Here is a 16,748-nt window from a genome sequence, read left to right as displayed (position 1 = left end):
GGGCCGGACGGCAGCTGCCGCCCGACCCGTTCGCTCTCACGTGATCAGCCGTGCGCGTGCGCTGTGGCGCGGCGGGGCATGGCGAACGCGATGACGAAGGCCAGCGCCACCAACCCGAGCGTGACCAGCGCGGTCACGCTCCCGGCTGCCAGCGCCGCCTGCGGGGTGGGCACCGGGCCGACGATCGTGAAGAACACCGTGCCCAGAATCGCGACACCGAGCGTCATCCCGAACTGCTCGAGCGCACCCAGCGCACCGGACGCCGAACCGGTCTCGTGGTCGCCGACGCCGCTGAGGATGATGTCGAACATCGGCACGAAGATCATGCCCATGCCGGTTCCGCCGACGAGCAACGGCAGGGCGAGCGCGAGGAACCCGAGCTCGACGCCGGCGAGCTGGTAGGCAGCGACCAGGCCGATCACGCCCGCGCCCATCAGGACCAGCCCGATGTGGAGCAGCAGGCGACCGAGCCGGGCAGTCATGGTGCCAGCGATGATCGAGCCGATCACGGCGCCACCGGCCCACGGGGCCATCGTGAGGCTGGCCTGCATCGGGCTGAAGCCCAGACCGATCTGGAGCATGACGCCGACGGTGAACATGGCGCCCATCGCGGCGAGGAAGACGACCGCGAACCCGACTCCGGCGACGTAGGAGCGCTTGCCGAAGATGCTCGGCTCGATCAGGGGTGTGCGGCCGCGACGGGTCAGGCGCAGCTGCCGACGGGCGAACGCGGCGAACACCGGAACCGCCGCGATCATCATCGCGATCGTCCAACCGGGCCAGCCCAGCTCGTGCCCCTGCACCAGCGGGAAGATCAGCAGCACGGTGCCGGCGGCGGCGAGTGCGACGCCGGGCAGGTCGAGGCGGCTACCGGCAGCGACGGGGGCGACGGTCGGCAGGTGCCGGGCCGCGAGGGCGTACGACACGATCCCGATCGGGATGTTCACGAGGAACACCATCCGCCAGCCGGTGCCGAGCACGTCGGCCTCGAGCAGCAGCCCGCCGACGATGGGGCCGACGACAGCGCCGATCCCCATGACCGGACCGAACAGTCCCCAGGCCTTCGCCATCTGGTGCGGCGGGAAGATGTCCCGGAGCAGGCCGAAGCCCTGCGGCAGCATGACGGCACCGAACGCGCCCTGGGCGATCCGGGCGCCGGCGAGCACCTCGGGGTTCCAGGCGAGCGCGCAGAGCAGCGATACCGCCGTGAACCCGGCGACCCCGACGAGCAGCATCCGCCTCCGTCCGAACATGTCACCGAGGCGGCCACCGACCAGCAGCAGCACCGCCAGCGCGAGGGTGTAGCCGGCGGCCATCCACTGCATCGTGGCGTAGCTGCCGCCGAGGTCGGCGCGGATCGCGGGTGCGGCGACGCCCACCACCGTCGAGTCGAGCAGATCCATCACGGTGGCGCCCATGACGCCGGCGAAACCGAGCCATGCGCCGCACGTCGCGCGAGCGAGCGGGGCGGTGGGGGGAGCGCCGTCGAGCGTTGCGGTCATGGAGAGCCTCCATTGGAACGGAATGAACTGTTCCCTTCAAGGTATCGGAACGGAATATTCCGGTCAAGTGATAGGGTTGGGGCATGACCACACCACCGCTGAGCGGTCGCCGCGCGCAGGCGGCCCGCAACGACGAACTGATCCTCGACGCCGCACGTGCGGTGTTCGTGGCCGATCCGGGAGCGCCGATCTCCGCTGTCGCCGAGCGCGCCGGGGTCGGGATCAGCGCCCTGTACCGCCGTCACGGCAGCAAGGAGGACCTCCTGCGTCGGCTCTGCGCCGACGGCCTCCGTCGCTACATCCAGATCGCGGAAGCCGCGTTGGCAGGGACGCACGGCGCGGGCAGTGCGTTCGCCGCGTTCCTCGGGGGAGTGGTCGACGCCGACACCCATGCGTTGACCATCTCGCTCGCCGGCACCTTCACCCCCACCCCGGAGCTGTGGGAGCTGGCAGCGCGCTCGGGCGAGCTCGCCACCGCGATCGTCGACCGGGCGCACGCCGCAGGTGAGCTGCGGACCGACTTCGTCGTCGGCGATCTCGGGCTGGTGTTCGAGCAGCTCGCCCATGTTCGGGGCAGCGACGATGCACGCACCGCCGAGCTGCGGGAACGCTACGTGGCGCTGTTCCTCGATGCGCTGCGGGCACCGGCCGGACACCGGACACTGCCCGGACCGCCGCCGCAGGTCGGGGAGTTCGCGGGCCGGTGGGACAAGCGCTCCTGACCGTCCACCTCGCCTGTGGACAATTCGGCCTGTGGGCGCCAACTTGTGGACAACTCGGTGCGAGCGGGCCGGCCTTGTCGGCGCGCAGGCCTAGCGTCGAGGCATGGGTGACGCGCGGGTGCCGCAGGAACTGGCCGGGATGGCTCCCGGCCGGGAGCTGGCTGGCCTGCTGGAGCGGGTCGAGTTGGCGCAGCTCCCACACGACCGCCTCAACGACGTACTGATCGCGCAGAACCGGCAACTGGCGCGGGAGCAGGCCCGGATGTTCGCCGTCACGACCGAGATCGCGCGGCGACGCCCGTCAGCCGACCCGAACGTGATCCTGCGCGACAGCGTGCCGCAGCCCTACGCCGCCGACGAGGTGCGCGCTGCGCTCGCGCTGACCCGTCGTACCGCCGAACGCGAGACCGAGCTCGCCTTCACCGTGGTCGAGGTGATGCCGCTCGTCCAGGCGGCGCTGGAGCTGGGACAGATCGACAGGGGACGGGCATGGGTGTTCACGCAGCACCTCACCGACCTGTCCGCGGCTCAGATCGAGGTCATCTGCCGGGCTGTCCTCCCGATCGCCGGAAGGCTCACCACCGGTCAGCTGGCGGACAGGCTGCGGCGCCTGGTCATCGAGATCGATCCGGGATTCTACGAGCGGCGCTACCGCCGGGCCGTCGAGGACCGCCGGGTGATCGGCTACCTCGACGTCGACGGCACGGCCACGATCGCGGCGAAAGGTCTGCCCCCGGAGGAGGCAGCCGTAGCGCTGCAGCGGGTGGGGGCGTTGGCAGCCGCCGCACGCCGACGCGGGCACCCTGGCACGCTCGACCAGGTCAAGGCCGACGTGATGTTGGGCCTGCTGGACGGATCGCTGCACGGGCTGAACCGCGAGGACATCATCGCGGCGCTGCAGGAGCGCTACGCGGAGCGTGAGGGGCAGGCGGCCGCCACAGCCGCAGCCACGGCCGGAGCCACCACGGCCGCAGCGGCACCCGAGGGCGCCGTCGAGGTCCAGGTCGCGCTCACCACGATCCTCGGTCGCGACGACCTGCCGGGCGCACTCCCGGGATGGGGTCCGATTCCGGCGGCCGCAGCGCGCCGCATCGTCGCCCGGCAGCGTCGCGCGGAATGGCGCTGGGTCGTCGTCGATGCCGAGGGCTACCTGGTCTGCTCCGGAACCACCCGGCGCCGCCCCCGCCACATGTCGCGCGGTCGTCCGCCGGGCGGCATCGTCGAACTGCAGGTCCGCGAGAGCGACCTGGCGGAACTGGCCGCCGACCCGACCACCAGCACCTGGGCGCCGCTCATCGCCGACATCGTCGCGCAGTACGTGGATCGGGAGGCCGCGCTCCAGGACCTCGACGCGCACCCCGACGACCGGTTGCCACGTGCTGCCCTGGAGCGCCACGTCGAATGTCGGGACCGGACGTGTGCCCATCCCGGTTGCCAGGCACCCGCCACGCGGTCGGACATGGACCACACCCGCGATCACACCAAGAGCGGCCCGACCACCACCGATGACCTGTCGCCGGAATGCCGCCACGACCACGGCCTGAAGGAGGCCGGCTGGGAGCTCGAGCAGCCGGAGCCCGGCCGGTTCGTCTGGCGCAGCCCACTCGGGCAGGAGTACACGGTGGGCCCTACACCCATCATGATCCCGCCGTTGCAAGCGCCGGATCCGCCATCACTGCCAGAACCCGAGCATCCCGAAGAGGGCCCCGAGCCCGGCGGCGCAGCGCGCGACCGGGCGCCTCCGGATCCCGACGCCGGCGCCTGACCTGCGGCAAATCAGAAGGCCGCAGGTCAGGACCTCGGCATCGACCGGGTTCGACAGAGCCTGGTTCAGTCGTCGTCCGCGTCGTCGCGGGCGAGGAAGCTCGCGAGCCGCTCCACGGCGTCCTCGAACTGGGGATTCAGGTCGACGAACGCACGTAGCCGGTCAGCGAGCCACTCCACGCTGAGCTGCTCCTCGGCGCGCCGATCGGACAGTTCCTCGATGCCGCGGTCGGTGAAGTACATGCCGACCTCAGCCCTCGAACGCGGCGTCGATCAGTGCCGCCTGCTCGACCTCGTGCACCTTCGACGAGCCCGGGGCAGGGGCCGCCATCCGGCGGCGCGAGATCCGCTTGATCCCGACCGTGCGGGGCAGCTTCTCCGGCAGTGTCAGGCCCAGGAACGGCCACGCACCCTGGTTGGCAGGCTCCTCCTGGACCCAACGGATGTCCTCGGCGTTGGGATACCGATCGAGCACCGCGGCGATCTTGTGGTGCGGCAGCGGGTAGAGCTGCTCGAGGCGAACGATCGCGGTGTCGGTGATGCTGCGCTTCTCCCGGGCCGCCGCCAGCTCGTAGTAGATCTTGCCGCTGCACATCAGGACCTTGCGAACGCCCGTGACGGGGCCGTCGGCCTCGCGGTGCTGCGGGTCGTCGAGCACCGAGCGGAAGCGACCGCCGGTGAACTCGGACAGGGGGCTGACGACCTGCTTGGCTCGCAGCATCCACTTCGGTGTGAACACCACCAATGGACGGCGCACCCCGTCCATGGCGTGGCGGCGCAGCAGGTGGAAGTAGTTCGCGGGTTCGGTGGGCAGCGCCACCGTCATGGAACCTTCGGCGCACAGCTGCAGGAACCGCTCGATGCGCCCGGAGCTGTGGTCGGGGCCCTGCCCCTCCAGGCCGTGCGGCAGCAGGAGCGCGACGTCCGAGGTCTGGCCCCACTTGGCCTCACCGGACGACACGAACTCGTCGATGATCGATTGGGCACCGTTGACGAAGTCGCCGAACTGGGCCTCCCAGGCGACGAACGCCTCGGGGTTGGCCACCGAGTAGCCATACTCGAAACCGACCGCCGCGAACTCCGACAACGCCGAGTCGTAGGGCAGGAACCGCTCCTGCGTCTCCGACAGGTTGCGCAGCGGGAAGTACTCCTCGCCGGTCTTGCGGTCGATCACCACCGAGTGGCGCTGCACGAACGTGCCGCGGCGGGTGTCCTGGCCCGACAGCCGCACCAGGCGACCGTCGAGGACCAGCGAGCCGAGCGCGAGCAGCTCGCCGAAGGCCCAGTCGACGTTGCCCTCACGCGACATCGTGAACCGGCGCTGCAGCACCGGCTTGACGCGCTGGTGCACGGTGAAGCCCTCGGGGAGCTCGACGTGGGCGTCGCCGATGCGCTCGACGACCTCGATCGGGATCGAGGTGTCCAGGTCGATGGGCAGTGGCTGCTCGCCCTCCACCGACGGGCTGACCCGGGCCGGTGTCTTCTCCAGCTCGCGAACCTCGTTGAACACGTGCTCGAGCTGGTTGGAGAAGTCCTTGAGCGCGTGCTCGGCCTCCTCCATGGAGATGTCGCCACGGCCGATCAGCGACTCGGTGTAGATCTTCCGGACGCTGCGCTTGGCATCGATGATGTCGTACATCGAGGGCTGCGTCATCGAGGGGTCATCGCCCTCGTTGTGACCGCGACGGCGGTAGCAGATCATGTCGATGACGACGTCGTTGTGCCAGCGCTCCCGGTACTCGACCGCGAGCTTGGCCACCCAGACGCAGGCCTCGGGGTCGTCGCCGTTCACGTGGAAGACCGGCGCATCGATCATCTTGGCGACGTCGGTGCAGTACTGCGACGAGCGTGAGTGCTCGGGTGCGGTGGTGAAGCCCACCTGGTTGTTGACGACGACGTGCACGGTGCCACCGGTGCGGTAGCCGCGCAGCTTCGCCAGGTTGAGCGTTTCGGCCACCACGCCCTGGCCGGCGAACGCCGCGTCGCCGTGCATCATCAGCGGCAGGACGGTGAAGCCGCCTTCGCCCTTGTCGAGGATGTCCTGCTTGGCCCGCACGATGCCTTCGAGCACCGGGTCGACGGCCTCGAGGTGGCTGGGGTTGGACGCCAGCGACACCACGGTCTCGCCGTCGCCGAACATCCGGAAGTACTTGCCCTCGGCGCCGAGGTGGTACTTCACGTCGCCGGACCCGTGAGCCTGGCCCGGGTCGAGGTTGCCTTCGAACTCGCGGAAGATCTGGCTGATCGGCTTGCCGACGATGTTGGCGAGCACGTTGAGCCGGCCGCGGTGCGGCATGCCGATGACGACCTCGTCGAGCTCGTGCTCGGCGGCCTTGTCCAGCACGGCGTCGAGCAGCGGGATGACCGTCTCGCCACCCTCGAGCGAGAAGCGCTTCTGCCCGACGTACTTGGTCTGCAGGAACGTCTCGAACGCCTCGGCGGCGTTGAGCTTGGACAGCACGTACTTCTGCTCGGCCGAGTTGGGCTTCTGGTGCGGCACCTCGATCCGCTCCTGCAGCCACGCCCGCTGTTCGGGGTCGGCGATGTGCATGTACTCGGTGCCGACGGTGCGGCAGTACGCGTCACGCAGCACGCCGAGGACGTCGCGCAGCTTCATCCGCTGCTCGCCGCTGAACCCGCCTACCGCGAACTCGCGGTCGAGGTCCCACAGCGTGAGCCCGTGGGACAGGATGTCGAGGTCGGGGTGGCGCCGCTGCCGGTAGTTGAGCGGGTCGGTGTCGGCCATCAGGTGGCCGCGCGTGCGGTGGGCGTCGATCACCTCGATCACGCGTGCGGTCTTGTCGACCGCGCCCGCCGGGATGTCCTGCACCCAGCGGACCGGCTCGTAGGGCACGCGCAACGAGCGGAACAGCTCGTCGTAGAACCCGTCGCCACCCAGCAGCAGCGAGTGGATGCGGCGCAGGAAATCGCCCGACTCCGCACCCTGGATGATGCGGTGGTCATAGGTCGACGTCAGCGTGATGATCTTGCTGATGCCGATCTCGGCCAGGCGCTCGTCACTGGCGCCCTGGAACTCCGCCGGGTACTCCATCGCTCCGACGCCGACGATGGTGCCCTGACCCTGCATGAGCCGCGGGACCGAGTGGTTGGTGCCGAGCGTGCCGGGGTTGGTGAGGCTGATGGTGGTGCCGGCGAAGTCGTCGCCGGTCAGGCCCCCGGTGCGGGCCTTGCGGACGATCTCCTCGTAGGCCGCCCAGAACTGGGCGAAGTTCATCGTCTCGCAGCCCTTGATGGAGACCACGACGAGCTGGCGCTGCCCGTTCTTGCCGGGCAGGTCGATCGCGAGGCCCAGGTTGATGTGGTCGGGCTGGACGACGGTGGGCTTGCCGTCGACCTCCTCGAAATGCCGGTTCATGACCGGGAAGTCGGCGAGCGCCTTGACCACGGCGAACCCGATGAGGTGGGTGAACGAGATCTTGCCGCCGCGGGTGCGCCGCAGCTGGTTGTTCATGACGATGCGGTTGTCGGCGAGCAGCTTCGCCGGCACCGCCCGCACGCTCGTGGCCGTGGGCACGGTGAGCGAGGCGTTCATGTTCTTGACGACGGCGGATGCGGCGCCGCGCAACGGGGTGGACTCCCCGCCACTGCCGGCCGGTGCCGGCTTGGCAGCGCGGGAGGTGGTGCCGGCGGCCGGCTTGGCCGGGGGGGTCGGGGGCGTGGACGCCGCCGGACGGGCGGGTGCGGCCGGCGCCGGTGACTTCGGCGCAGGTGCGGACGCGGGTGCCGGCGCGGGAGCCGGTGCGGCGGCACCGTTGGACGACACAGCCGGCGTGGACCGCTCGACGGCTGCGGCGGCGACCGCGGGGGTCGGTGCGGCGCCGTTGCCGGCGGCCGGGTTCGCGTCGGCAGCGATGACGTCGTCGGCGACGGGCTGCGGACGGTAGTCGGCGAAGAAGTCGTGCCATGCCGGGTCGACGGTCGACGGGTCGTCGAGGAAGCGCTGGTACATCTCCTCGACGAGCCACTCGTTGGGACCGAACTGGCCGGCTGGGTGGGAGGTACTGCTGCTGGACACGCTGTGGACCGCCTTGATCGGATCGCATCGTCATCGCCGAGGACGGCCTTCAGGTTAGTCCCCGCGTCGACGAGCGGGTACCGCGCTCCAGCTCACCGGACGATGATCTCGGCGACAGCACCCCGCTAGCGCTGGGCCAACCCGTTCGGCCTGCTTCCCGGCACGTCGACGACGGCGGTGGCCACCGCTGTCGTGCTGATCACGGTGCCGGCGCCGAGCCCGCATCGGGAGTCGGTGCGCAGCGTGTCGCGCTCGCCCGCGAACTGACCGTTGCCGGGGTCGATCAGCAACTCGGTGCGGGTGCGCCCGGCGTCGTGGATCAGCGCGGTGCACGTGTGACCGTCGATGTTGGGGATCTTCTCCGCAACGGTCACCGCGGGGAGACCGGCGAGCGCGCGGTAGAGCGCGCCGCGCACGGCGGCGGGGACGAGGCAGGTGCGCAGCGCGGTGACCGCGGCGGCGAACGGCCCGAACCAGCTGCCGGGGTTCTCCGCGCACAGCTTGGTGCGCAGCACGTCCGGGTCGATCGGCAGCTGTGCCAGGAACGGTGCGGTCGGAGACTGCCAGCTGCCCTTGCGCGGACGGGTCGGGCGGGCGCAGAACTCCTCGGCATCGCCGATGGTGTCGTCGGTCGCCGTGTCGAACGCCCCGTGCAGGGCGCGGAACCGCCCCGTCGGGCCGATGTCGCCCGGGTTGAACCCGTCGTCGAGTGCCTCTTCGGCCGACCCGGTGAGCCAGGTCTGCCGCCCGGTCAGCTCGCGGTCGAGCAGCCACTCCCGTTCGGGATCGGCGGGGACCCACTGGCGCAGGCGATGCTCGGTGAGGTGGTTGTGACGGCCGAAGCTGCCCAGCCACCACGCGTGCGTCTCCACGTAGATGTACTGGGCTCGGTGCAGCGGGTGATCGGATGCCTCGATGGTGAGGTCGGGCAACTCACGCTCCACGGGTGGGAATGGGGGACCGGTCACCTCAGAGTGTGAGGCGGTGACGGCGCGTCACGCAGCCGGGTCCCATGGTCACCTGTACGGGTGCACGGTGGTGTCGCGCATCAGTGAGCTCGGACGCGCGACGCCACCGGTTCCCGCTTTCAGGAGATCCAGTCCTTGAGCTGTGAGATCAGCTTCGGCGCATCCGCGCTCACCGGGTTGACGTGCAGGTGCGTGACGCCGGCCTCGCCCAGCGCGGCGATCCGCTCCTTGACGAAGCCGGGGGGGCCGATCAGCGTGACGCGCTCGATGAACTCGTCGGGCAGTGCCGCTGCGGCCTCCTCCTTCTTGCCGTCGAGGTACAGGTCCTGGATCAGCTTCGCCTCATCGGCGTAGCCCTGGCGCTGGAACACGGTGTTGTAGAAGTTCTTGCCGCGCGCCCCCATGCCGCCGATGTAGAGCGCGTACATCGCGCGGGCGAGCTGGCGGGCCGGCTCGAACATCTCCTCCTCGAGCGCGCAGATGCCGCCGCCGGTGATCTGCAGCGTGCCGAGCTCGGGGGCGCGCTTGGCGAAGCCGGCATCGAGCGCCGGCCCGAAGACGTCGCGCACCTTCTCCGGCATCAGGACGTGTGGCAACCAGCCGTTGGCGAGCTCGGCGGTCATCTCGACGTTCTTGTCCCCGAGCGACGCCACCCAGATGGGGATGTCGGCGCGCCTCGGGTGGTTGATCAGCTTGAGGGGCTTGCCCAGTCCGGTGCCCTGGCCCTCGGGGAGCGGGATCGTGTAGAGGCCCTCGTGCTGGAGCTTCTCGCGGCGCCACACCTTGCGGCAGATCTCGATGATCTCCCGCGTGCGGGCGATCGGCTTGTCGTAGGCGACGCCGTGGAAGCCCTCGATCACCTGCGGGCCCGAGGCGCCGAGCCCGAGGATCGCGCGGCCTCCGGACAGGGCGTCGACGCCGGCCGCGGTCATCGCGGTGAGCGTCGGGGTGCGGCTGTAGATCGGGAGGATGCCCGACCCGATCTGGACGCGCTCGGTGCGCGCGGCGAGGTAGCCCATCAGCGACACGGCGTCGTAGCTGTAGGCCTCGGCGACCCAGACGACGTCGAGCCCGGCCTGCTCCAGCGCGACCACCGCCTCGGCGTTGCGGATGGGGTCATCGCCGTACTGGAGGGCGGTCGAGAGCTGCATCCGCTAGGCCTAACCCACTTGTTACCGGTGAGTCAAGCTCGACCTCAGGACCATGGTGTGATGGGGCGCTCCACGGCGACGCCGTCGAGGACGAGGTCGACGCGCTCGGTGAAGAACGACACCAGATCCGCGATCTGGACGGCGTCGGGCAGCGGGTCGGGATAGGACCATGCGACGTCGGGAACGGTGCGCCCGGACAGGGTCGCGGTCAGGTAGGTCGCCACGCCCTTGTAGGCGCACGCCGTCGTCGTGGGGCTGGCCTGCAGCAGGTCGGTGTCGACATCGCCGATCGGCAGGTAGAAGCGCGCCGGCAGGCTGGTCTCGAAGAGCATGTGCGGCCGGCCGCTCTCGGCGAGGACGTGGCCGTCGAGCTCGATCCGGACGTGCCGGGAGCTCTGCCGCACGTCGATCCGATGGAAGGGGTCGCGCGGGTGGCTGACGATCTGCTCGTCCTCCTCGAGCCAGGTGTCGAACGCGTCGAAGTCGAGCGCCACGTAGCCGTCGAGCGAGGGGTCATCGGGTCGGAAAGCGGCGCCGACGCGTTCGGTGGCGCCGAGCCGGACGGTGAGCGGGGCACCCTCTGCGCTGTGCACGCCGAAGCCCGTGTCGGGCGTCAGCACCTCCATCCGGCCGGGACCCAGTGGCTGGCCCCCCGGCCCGTGCCGGTTGCCTGCGTGCGGCGCTGCGGGGAGCAGTTCGCCCAGCACGTCGGCGACCGGAACCGCGTACTGGGGAACCACGCGCCGCGGCTCCCAGATGAGCACGGCATGGGCGGAGTCGACGGCGGGGCTGCCGTCGAGCAGTGCGCGTACTCGCTTCTGGACGGGCTCGTAGCGGAGCTCGTCGAGCCGTTGGAACAGGACATCGGCCAGCCGCGTCGCCATGGCCGGCGACGACCCTCGGCGGGACCATGGCCGTCAACAGCCGTGCATCGCCGTAGTCCGTTCGCAAGGAACCATGCTCAACAAGTATTGCGCAAGAAACCTTGCTAAAGAACTCTTTCGCAAGATACCTTTACTCGCATGGCGGACAACGAAGCGCACCGGATCACCGAACCGAAGGAGCTGCGGGCGCTGTCGCACCCCACCCGCTGGGCGATCATCGAGTTGCTCGGCCTGGAGGACACGGCCACCGCCACGCGCTGTGCCGAGCACACGGGTGAGAGCGTCGCCAGCTGCTCCTACCACCTCGGGATGCTCGCGAAGTACGGCTTCGTCGAGCAGGCGGCCGGCGGTACGGGTCGGGAGAAGCCCTGGAAGCTCCTGCGCCGCCACCAGCAGTGGGGATACGACGCGGACGCGGAGCCGGACCCGGAGACCGAGCTGGCGGCCGAGGCGCTCAACGAGGTCTACCTCGACCACACGGTCAGCAGCATGAAGGGCTACCTGCGGCGCGAGAGCCGGGAGCCCGCGGAGTGGCGCGCCGTCGCGGGCAGCTGGGCGAGCACCTGCTACCTCACGGCGGCCGAGGTCGGCGAGCTGAACGCGGCGTTCGCCGCACTCGTCGAGCCCTACCAGGTGCGCAACGACGACCCCACCCTCCGCCCGGAGGGATCGCGGCCGGTCCGCCTCTTCAACAGCGCCTGGATGCCCATCCCGCCGAACTGACCGCCCCACCCCACCCACTCACCGGACGGATCGATCATGGACGCGCACCAGTACCTCGCCCATTTCCGCGCTGTCGAACTCCAGACCGCCGCCGCCGATCACCGCCTCGCCCGCCTCGCGCGCGACACCCCTCGTCGCTCCCGCCCGGTGCTGCGCCTCTACGCGCGGATCTGGTGGGCGTCGCGCCCGCGAGCCACGTCGTGGGCGTCCGCACTCCTCGACGCTCCGGCGGTTAGATACCTGTCGTGAGATTCGCCGTTGTCCCTGCCGCCTACGTCCTCCTGCTGCGCGACGCGCCCACCGGCGCCACCGAGGTGCTGCTGCAGCTGCGCCAGAACACCGGCTACCGCGACGGTCACTGGGCCGCGGCCGCGGCCGGGCACGTCGAGCAGGGCGAGTCGGTGTTCGCCGCCGCCGTGCGGGAGGCCGCCGAGGAGCTCGGCATCGCCATCGAGCCCGCCGACCTGACGCCGGTCACCGCCATGCACCGCACGCACGCCAACGGGCAGCCGATCGACGAGCGTGTCGACTTCTTCTTCACCTGCCGCCGCTGGGCAGGCGAGCCCCGCCTGCTCGAGCAGGCGAAGGCCGCCGACCTGGGCTGGTACGTCCTGGACGCGCTGCCCGACCCGGTCGTGCCGCACGAGCTCGCGGTGCTCGACGGCATCCGCACGGGCGGCCTGCCCGCCGTGACGGCCTACGGCTTCTGACACCCGTCCGGACGGGGCGTTCAGACGACCGTGCGATCGCGTCCCGCCCAGTACGGCGCCCTGAGGTCCTTCTTGAGGATCTTGCCCGTCGGGTTGCGCGGCAGCTCGTCGAGGACGTCGACGGACTTCGGGCACTTGTAGGACGCGAGGTGCTCGCGGCAGTAGGCCAGCAGCGCCTCCGGGTCGACCGTCGCACCCGGCGCCGCCACCACGACGGCCTTGGGTGTCTCGCCCCAGCGCTCGTCCGGCACGCCGATCACCGCCACATCACCGACCGACGGGTGCTCCGCGAGCACCCGCTCGATCTCGGCGGGGTAGATGTTCTCCCCGCCGCTGATGATCATGTCCTTGATCCGGTCGGTGACGTAGATGTAGCCGTCGCCGTCGACGTGCCCGCCGTCGCCGGAGCGCAGCCAGCCGTCGTCGGTGACGGCCGCCGTGGTCGCATCCTGCTGGCCCCAGTACCCGGACATGAGCTGGTCGGTGTGCACCCAGATCTCGCCGGGTTCGCCGGTGGCCACCGCATGGCCGGTGGCGGGGTCGCGGACCTCGATGCGGACGCCGTGGATCGGCAGGCCCGCCGAGATCAGGCGGTGTGCAACCGCGGGATCGTGGTGGTCGGCCGGCCCGAGCGCGCTGACGACCCCGCAGGCCTCGGTCATCCCGTAGACCTGGTGCATCACGCCGGGGAACAGCGCGAGGCACGCGCGCATGACGGGCAGCGGCATCGGCGACGCGCCGTAGGCGAGCGCCCGCAGCGCCGAGTAGTCGCGGTCGGCGGCCCCGGGCACCTGCACCATCGCGGCCAGGAGCGCGGGCACGAGGAACGTGTGGGTGATGCGCGACTCCTCGAGCGCCTGCAGGACCGCAGCGGGGTCGGGCAGCCGCATGATCTCCATCCGGGCGCCGTTGGTGACGGCGACGAGCGCGTAGCTCGTGCCACCGACGTGGAACAGCGGCATCGCCACCTGCACCACGGCGTCCGCCCCCATCTCGAAGCTGTGCGCCGAGTTGGCGGCGTGCGCGGCCATCCCGTGGTGGGTCAGCATCGCGCCCTTGGGGAAGCCGGTGGTGCCCGACGTGTAGAGCTGCACGAAGCAGTCACCGGGGTCCGCTGCGTGCGTGATCGGGTCGGGGGCGTGCTCGGCGAGCCAGTCCTCGTACTCGTCGGCGTCGCCTCCGACCCGGATCACGCGTTCGACCGTCGGGAGCTTCTCGCGGATCTGCTCGACGACCGGGGCGAACTCGGGTCCGACGAACAGCAGCCGCGCCTTCGAGTCGTTGATCACGTAGACGATCTCGGGCGGCGCGAGCCGGAAGTTGACCACCGCGTTGGCTGTGCCCGCCCGCGCGCACGCCAGCGTCGTCTCCAGGCAGGACGGGTGGTTGAGGTCGAGCACGGCCACCCGGTCGCCCGGCTCGAGCCCGGCGGCGCGCTGACCAGCGGCGTTGCGTCGGATCCGATCGCCGAGCTGCGCCCACGTCGTCGTGGCGCCGGCGAAGGAGACGGCGACGGCGTCGGGTCGCTCGGTCTCCCACCTCGACACGATCGCGGTGAAGTCGCTGAGCTGACTCGTCATGGGCTCTCCAGCGGCGTTCTCGAGGGACGGACCGGGATCGTAGCCAACTTCGGCGGTGCCCGATTGAACCGAATTGCCGTCAATGTCTTTCCGGGCTCCGGACCCGGACCTGCTGCTCGCCCGGTCCGGAGTGCCGCCTGACCGCAACACGCGCTGTCCCCGCTTTCCAGCACGCTCCCGGCTGGCTACGGTGACGACCCGCCCTGTGCCGCTCCCCAAGTAGGCGCCCTCTCGCTCGGAGACCCCATGAGCTCTCATCCGCAGGCCCCCCGAATGCGTGCGACGGCGCGAAGAGTCAAGGCGGGGGGTGAACGGTTCCTCGGCGGTGTGCTGCCCGGAGCCACCTCCCGGCGGCTGCAGACCAAGGCCTTCGCCGACGAGTGGGCCGCGGCCAACCTCGACGCCCGGTCGGCGTCGGGCCCGCTGTGGGTCGTGCTCGGCGACTCGGCCAGCCAGGGGATCGGTGCCACCACCCGCGACGCGAGCTACGTCGGTGTCGCGCACGAGCTGCTGCGCCGCCGGGAGGCCTGGCGTGTGGTCAACCTCTCGCGGGCCGGAGCCGGTATCGCCGACGTGCTGGCGCGCCAGCTCCCCGAGCTCGCCGCGCTCACGCTGCACGAGTCCGCCGCGCTGGTCAGCTGCGTCATCGGGGTCGAGGACGTCGCTCGTCGCACCCCCGGGATCGAGCTCACGGTGCGGTCGCTGCTCTCGGCGCTGCCCAGCGGTGCGGTCGTCGCGACGGTCCCGCTGCGGGTGCCGGGCGCGGGCCCGGTCAACGCGGTGATCTTCGAGGAGGCGGCGCGCCACGGTCTGCGTGTTGCCGAGCTGCCGATGGCGGCGGTGGCGCCCGGCCGCGGGCGGGATGCGCTGGAGCTGGGCGACGTCGCGCACGCCGCGTGGGCGCGGGCACTGATCGCCGCCGTCGACGGTCCGGTGCAGGCTCCCGCCCCGGCTCCCGCCGCCGCGACGGTGGAGCCGGCCGATCGGTAGTCCGAGCCCGGGACGGATCACCGTCGACGAGCTGACGAAGCGCTTCGGTGCGGTGTCGGCCGTCGACGGCCTGTCGTTCGTGGTCGAACCGGGCACGGTCACCGGTTTCCTCGGCCCGAACGGATCCGGCAAGACCACGACGTTGCGGATGCTGCTCGGGCTCGTCACCCCGACGGCCGGAGCGGCGTTGATCGACGGTGTCGAGCACCGGGACCTGCGGGAACCCGCGAAGACGGTCGGTGCGGTGCTCGAGGCGCAGGGCTTCCACCCGGCGCGCACCGCGCGGCGCCACCTGCTGGTGTGTGCCGCCGCCGTCGGCGTCCCCGACAGCGCCGTTGACGTCGGCCTCGCCGCTGTCGGGCTCACCGCTGACGCCGATCGCGCGGTGGGTGGCTACTCGCTGGGGATGAAGCAGCGGCTGGCCCTGGCCGTCGCGATGCTCGGAGACCCGCGGATCCTCGTGCTGGACGAGCCGGGCAACGGTCTCGACCCCGAGGGCATCGCGTGGCTGCGCACGTTCCTGCGCGGGTTCGCGCGACAGGGCCGCAGCGTGCTGGTCTCGAGCCACGGGCTCGCCGAGGTCGAGCAGACCGCCGACCAGGTCGTTGTCATCAGCCGCGGTCGCTGCGTCTACCAGGGCGGCCTCGACGAGCTGCGCGGTTCGCGGCGGCCCCGGGTGCTCGTGTGGTGCGCGGCGCCGCAGCGGCTCGCGCAGGCACTGGCCGCCGCCGGCATCGTCGAGATCGACGCGCTGCCCGATGGCAGGCTCGGCATCGCGGGCGCCGATCCGGTGCGGGTCGGCGACATCGCGCTCGCGGCAGGCATCGCCGTGTACGGGCTGGTCGAGGAGAAGATCGAGCTGGAGCAGCTGTACTTCCAGCTCACGGCGCAGGACCGGCGATGACCCTGTTGCGCGCCGAGCTGCGCAAGACCTTCTCGACGAAGCTGTGGTGGGCGCTGCTCATCCCGGCGGCCGTGCTGGCGATCCTCATCAACCTCTTCGCGGGCGCCTTCGCCAACGGGCTGCCCGGCGGTGCGACGATCCTGCTCGGCTCGCTGGCTTACGCGCTGGGGCTGACCACGGTGTTCGCGACTGTCCACGGCATCGTCGCGATGTCCGCGGAGTTCCGGCACCGCACGATCACCACCACCTACCTCACGAGCGGCGCCCGCAGCGGGGTGCTCCTGGCCAAGACCGCGGCCTGCGCACTGGTCGGTGCGCTCTACGGCGTCGTCACCGTTCTCGTGGGGACGGCTGCCGGTGTGCTCGGCCGCACCGGGGGGGCGTTCCCGCCGGTCGGGCCGCTGTTGGCCCTGCTCGGCATCGGCGTGCTGGTCACCGTGCTCTGGTCGGCGGTCGGCACCGCGCTCGGCACGGTGATCACCAATCAGGCGGTGGTGCTGGTGGTCGTGCTGCTCTACCTGCTCCTCGGGGAGCTGCTGCTCACGGCCCTGCTGAACGCCTCGGGCAACGTCACGCTCGGCCTGCTGGCGTCCTACCTACCGGGCAACGCGAGCGACATCGCCCTCGACGACCTGCCCACCCGCATCATCGCGGGTGACGCCGGTGCCGCTGCGCTCGGCGCGGGGAGCAGGCCGCCGTGGTGGGGGGCGCTGCTGGTGCTCGCGGCCTGGACGGGGGCGGCCACCGCCACCGCGTGGGTGGTCGGCGGCCGCCGTGACATCACCTGAGCCGTGACATCACCTGAGCGGGCCTG

The 16,748-nt window shown here is 71.1% G+C and carries 15 protein-coding genes; 8 read left to right on the top strand and 7 right to left on the bottom strand.

Annotated elements, in window-relative coordinates; genetic code table 11:
- Positions 1-44: 44 nt before the first annotated feature.
- Positions 45-1,502 (bottom strand): MFS transporter, encoded by a 1,458-nt coding sequence (locus ACFPFQ_RS10975; protein ID WP_379617489.1) that lies wholly within the window; start codon positions 1,500-1,502, stop codon positions 45-47.
- Between the two features lie 83 nt (positions 1,503-1,585).
- Here ACFPFQ_RS10975 and ACFPFQ_RS10970 point away from each other — a divergent pair, with 83 nt between their 5' ends.
- Together ACFPFQ_RS10970 and ACFPFQ_RS10965 are read left to right on the top strand one after the other, a co-directional pair.
- Positions 1,586-2,224 carry a TetR/AcrR family transcriptional regulator gene (locus tag ACFPFQ_RS10970; protein WP_379617487.1) on the top strand — a complete coding sequence of 213 codons (639 nt, stop codon included), beginning with the start codon at positions 1,586-1,588 and terminating at the stop codon, positions 2,222-2,224.
- A gap of 103 nt (positions 2,225-2,327) precedes the next feature.
- On the top strand, positions 2,328-3,989 hold the full coding sequence (locus ACFPFQ_RS10965) for an HNH endonuclease signature motif containing protein (RefSeq protein ID WP_379617485.1): 1,662 nt from the start codon (positions 2,328-2,330) through the stop codon (positions 3,987-3,989).
- A 65-nt stretch (positions 3,990-4,054) separates the two neighbouring features.
- Here the strand turns inward: ACFPFQ_RS10965 and ACFPFQ_RS10960 are convergent, their stop codons facing one another.
- The 5 genes from ACFPFQ_RS10960 to ACFPFQ_RS10940 all read right to left on the bottom strand — a co-directional run bounded on the left by ACFPFQ_RS10960 (position 4,055) and on the right by ACFPFQ_RS10940 (position 11,027).
- Positions 4,055-4,231 carry a DUF6104 family protein gene (locus tag ACFPFQ_RS10960; protein WP_379617483.1) on the bottom strand — a complete coding sequence of 59 codons (177 nt, stop codon included), beginning with the start codon at positions 4,229-4,231 and terminating at the stop codon, positions 4,055-4,057.
- A gap of 7 nt (positions 4,232-4,238) precedes the next feature.
- The gene (locus ACFPFQ_RS10955) at positions 4,239-7,958 is read right to left on the bottom strand and encodes a multifunctional oxoglutarate decarboxylase/oxoglutarate dehydrogenase thiamine pyrophosphate-binding subunit/dihydrolipoyllysine-residue succinyltransferase subunit (protein ID WP_379617616.1); all 3,720 of its coding nucleotides are present in this window, start codon (positions 7,956-7,958) and stop codon (positions 4,239-4,241) included.
- A 191-nt stretch (positions 7,959-8,149) separates the two neighbouring features.
- Entirely contained in the window at positions 8,150-8,956 is an 807-nt protein-coding gene (locus tag ACFPFQ_RS10950) for a hypothetical protein (RefSeq protein WP_379617481.1), read from the bottom strand.
- Positions 8,957-9,111: 155 nt separating this feature from the next.
- A complete protein-coding gene (locus tag ACFPFQ_RS10945; RefSeq protein WP_379617479.1) occupies positions 9,112-10,143 on the bottom strand; it encodes an LLM class F420-dependent oxidoreductase in 1,032 nt (343 codons plus the stop codon).
- A 44-nt stretch (positions 10,144-10,187) separates the two neighbouring features.
- Positions 10,188-11,027, bottom strand: coding sequence for a DUF427 domain-containing protein (locus ACFPFQ_RS10940; protein WP_379617477.1), 840 nt, complete (start codon positions 11,025-11,027; stop codon positions 10,188-10,190).
- Between the two features lie 138 nt (positions 11,028-11,165).
- Between ACFPFQ_RS10940 and ACFPFQ_RS10935 the strand changes: the two genes are divergently transcribed.
- Genes ACFPFQ_RS10935 through ACFPFQ_RS10925 form a run of 3 tightly spaced genes read left to right on the top strand, consistent with a single transcriptional unit; the run spans position 11,166 to position 12,460 of the window.
- Positions 11,166-11,750, top strand: a complete 585-nt coding sequence (locus tag ACFPFQ_RS10935) for a helix-turn-helix domain-containing protein (protein WP_379617475.1) — start codon at positions 11,166-11,168, stop codon at positions 11,748-11,750.
- 36 nt (positions 11,751-11,786) lie between these two features.
- Positions 11,787-11,999 (top strand): hypothetical protein, encoded by a 213-nt coding sequence (locus tag ACFPFQ_RS10930; protein ID WP_379617473.1) that lies wholly within the window; start codon positions 11,787-11,789, stop codon positions 11,997-11,999.
- Entirely contained in the window at positions 11,996-12,460 is a 465-nt protein-coding gene (locus ACFPFQ_RS10925; RefSeq protein ID WP_379617471.1) for an NUDIX domain-containing protein, read from the top strand. The genes ACFPFQ_RS10930 and ACFPFQ_RS10925 overlap by 4 nt, the downstream gene beginning before the upstream one ends.
- Before the next feature lie 20 nt (positions 12,461-12,480).
- On the opposite strand, the gene ACFPFQ_RS10920 is transcribed toward ACFPFQ_RS10925, so the two are convergent.
- Positions 12,481-14,040 carry a long-chain-fatty-acid--CoA ligase gene (locus tag ACFPFQ_RS10920; RefSeq protein ID WP_379617469.1) on the bottom strand — a complete coding sequence of 520 codons (1,560 nt, stop codon included), beginning with the start codon at positions 14,038-14,040 and terminating at the stop codon, positions 12,481-12,483.
- A 327-nt stretch (positions 14,041-14,367) separates the two neighbouring features.
- Here ACFPFQ_RS10920 and ACFPFQ_RS10915 point away from each other — a divergent pair, with 327 nt between their 5' ends.
- From ACFPFQ_RS10915 to ACFPFQ_RS10905, 3 genes are read left to right on the top strand one after another with little or no spacing between them, the layout of a single operon-like run.
- Complete coding sequence (locus ACFPFQ_RS10915) at positions 14,368-15,030, top strand: SGNH/GDSL hydrolase family protein (protein ID WP_379617467.1); 663 nt, start codon at positions 14,368-14,370, stop codon at positions 15,028-15,030.
- 52 nt (positions 15,031-15,082) lie between these two features.
- Entirely contained in the window at positions 15,083-15,934 is an 852-nt protein-coding gene (locus tag ACFPFQ_RS10910; protein WP_379617465.1) for an ATP-binding cassette domain-containing protein, read from the top strand.
- A complete protein-coding gene (locus tag ACFPFQ_RS10905; RefSeq protein ID WP_379617463.1) occupies positions 15,931-16,722 on the top strand; it encodes an ABC transporter permease in 792 nt (263 codons plus the stop codon). The genes ACFPFQ_RS10910 and ACFPFQ_RS10905 overlap by 4 nt, the downstream gene beginning before the upstream one ends.
- Positions 16,723-16,748 lie beyond the last annotated feature (26 nt).

This window comes from Pseudonocardia sp. GCM10023141 (assembly GCF_042653605.1).
The sequence above is the reverse complement of the archived record's forward strand: the minus strand, read 5'-3'. Positions and strand labels throughout refer to the sequence as shown.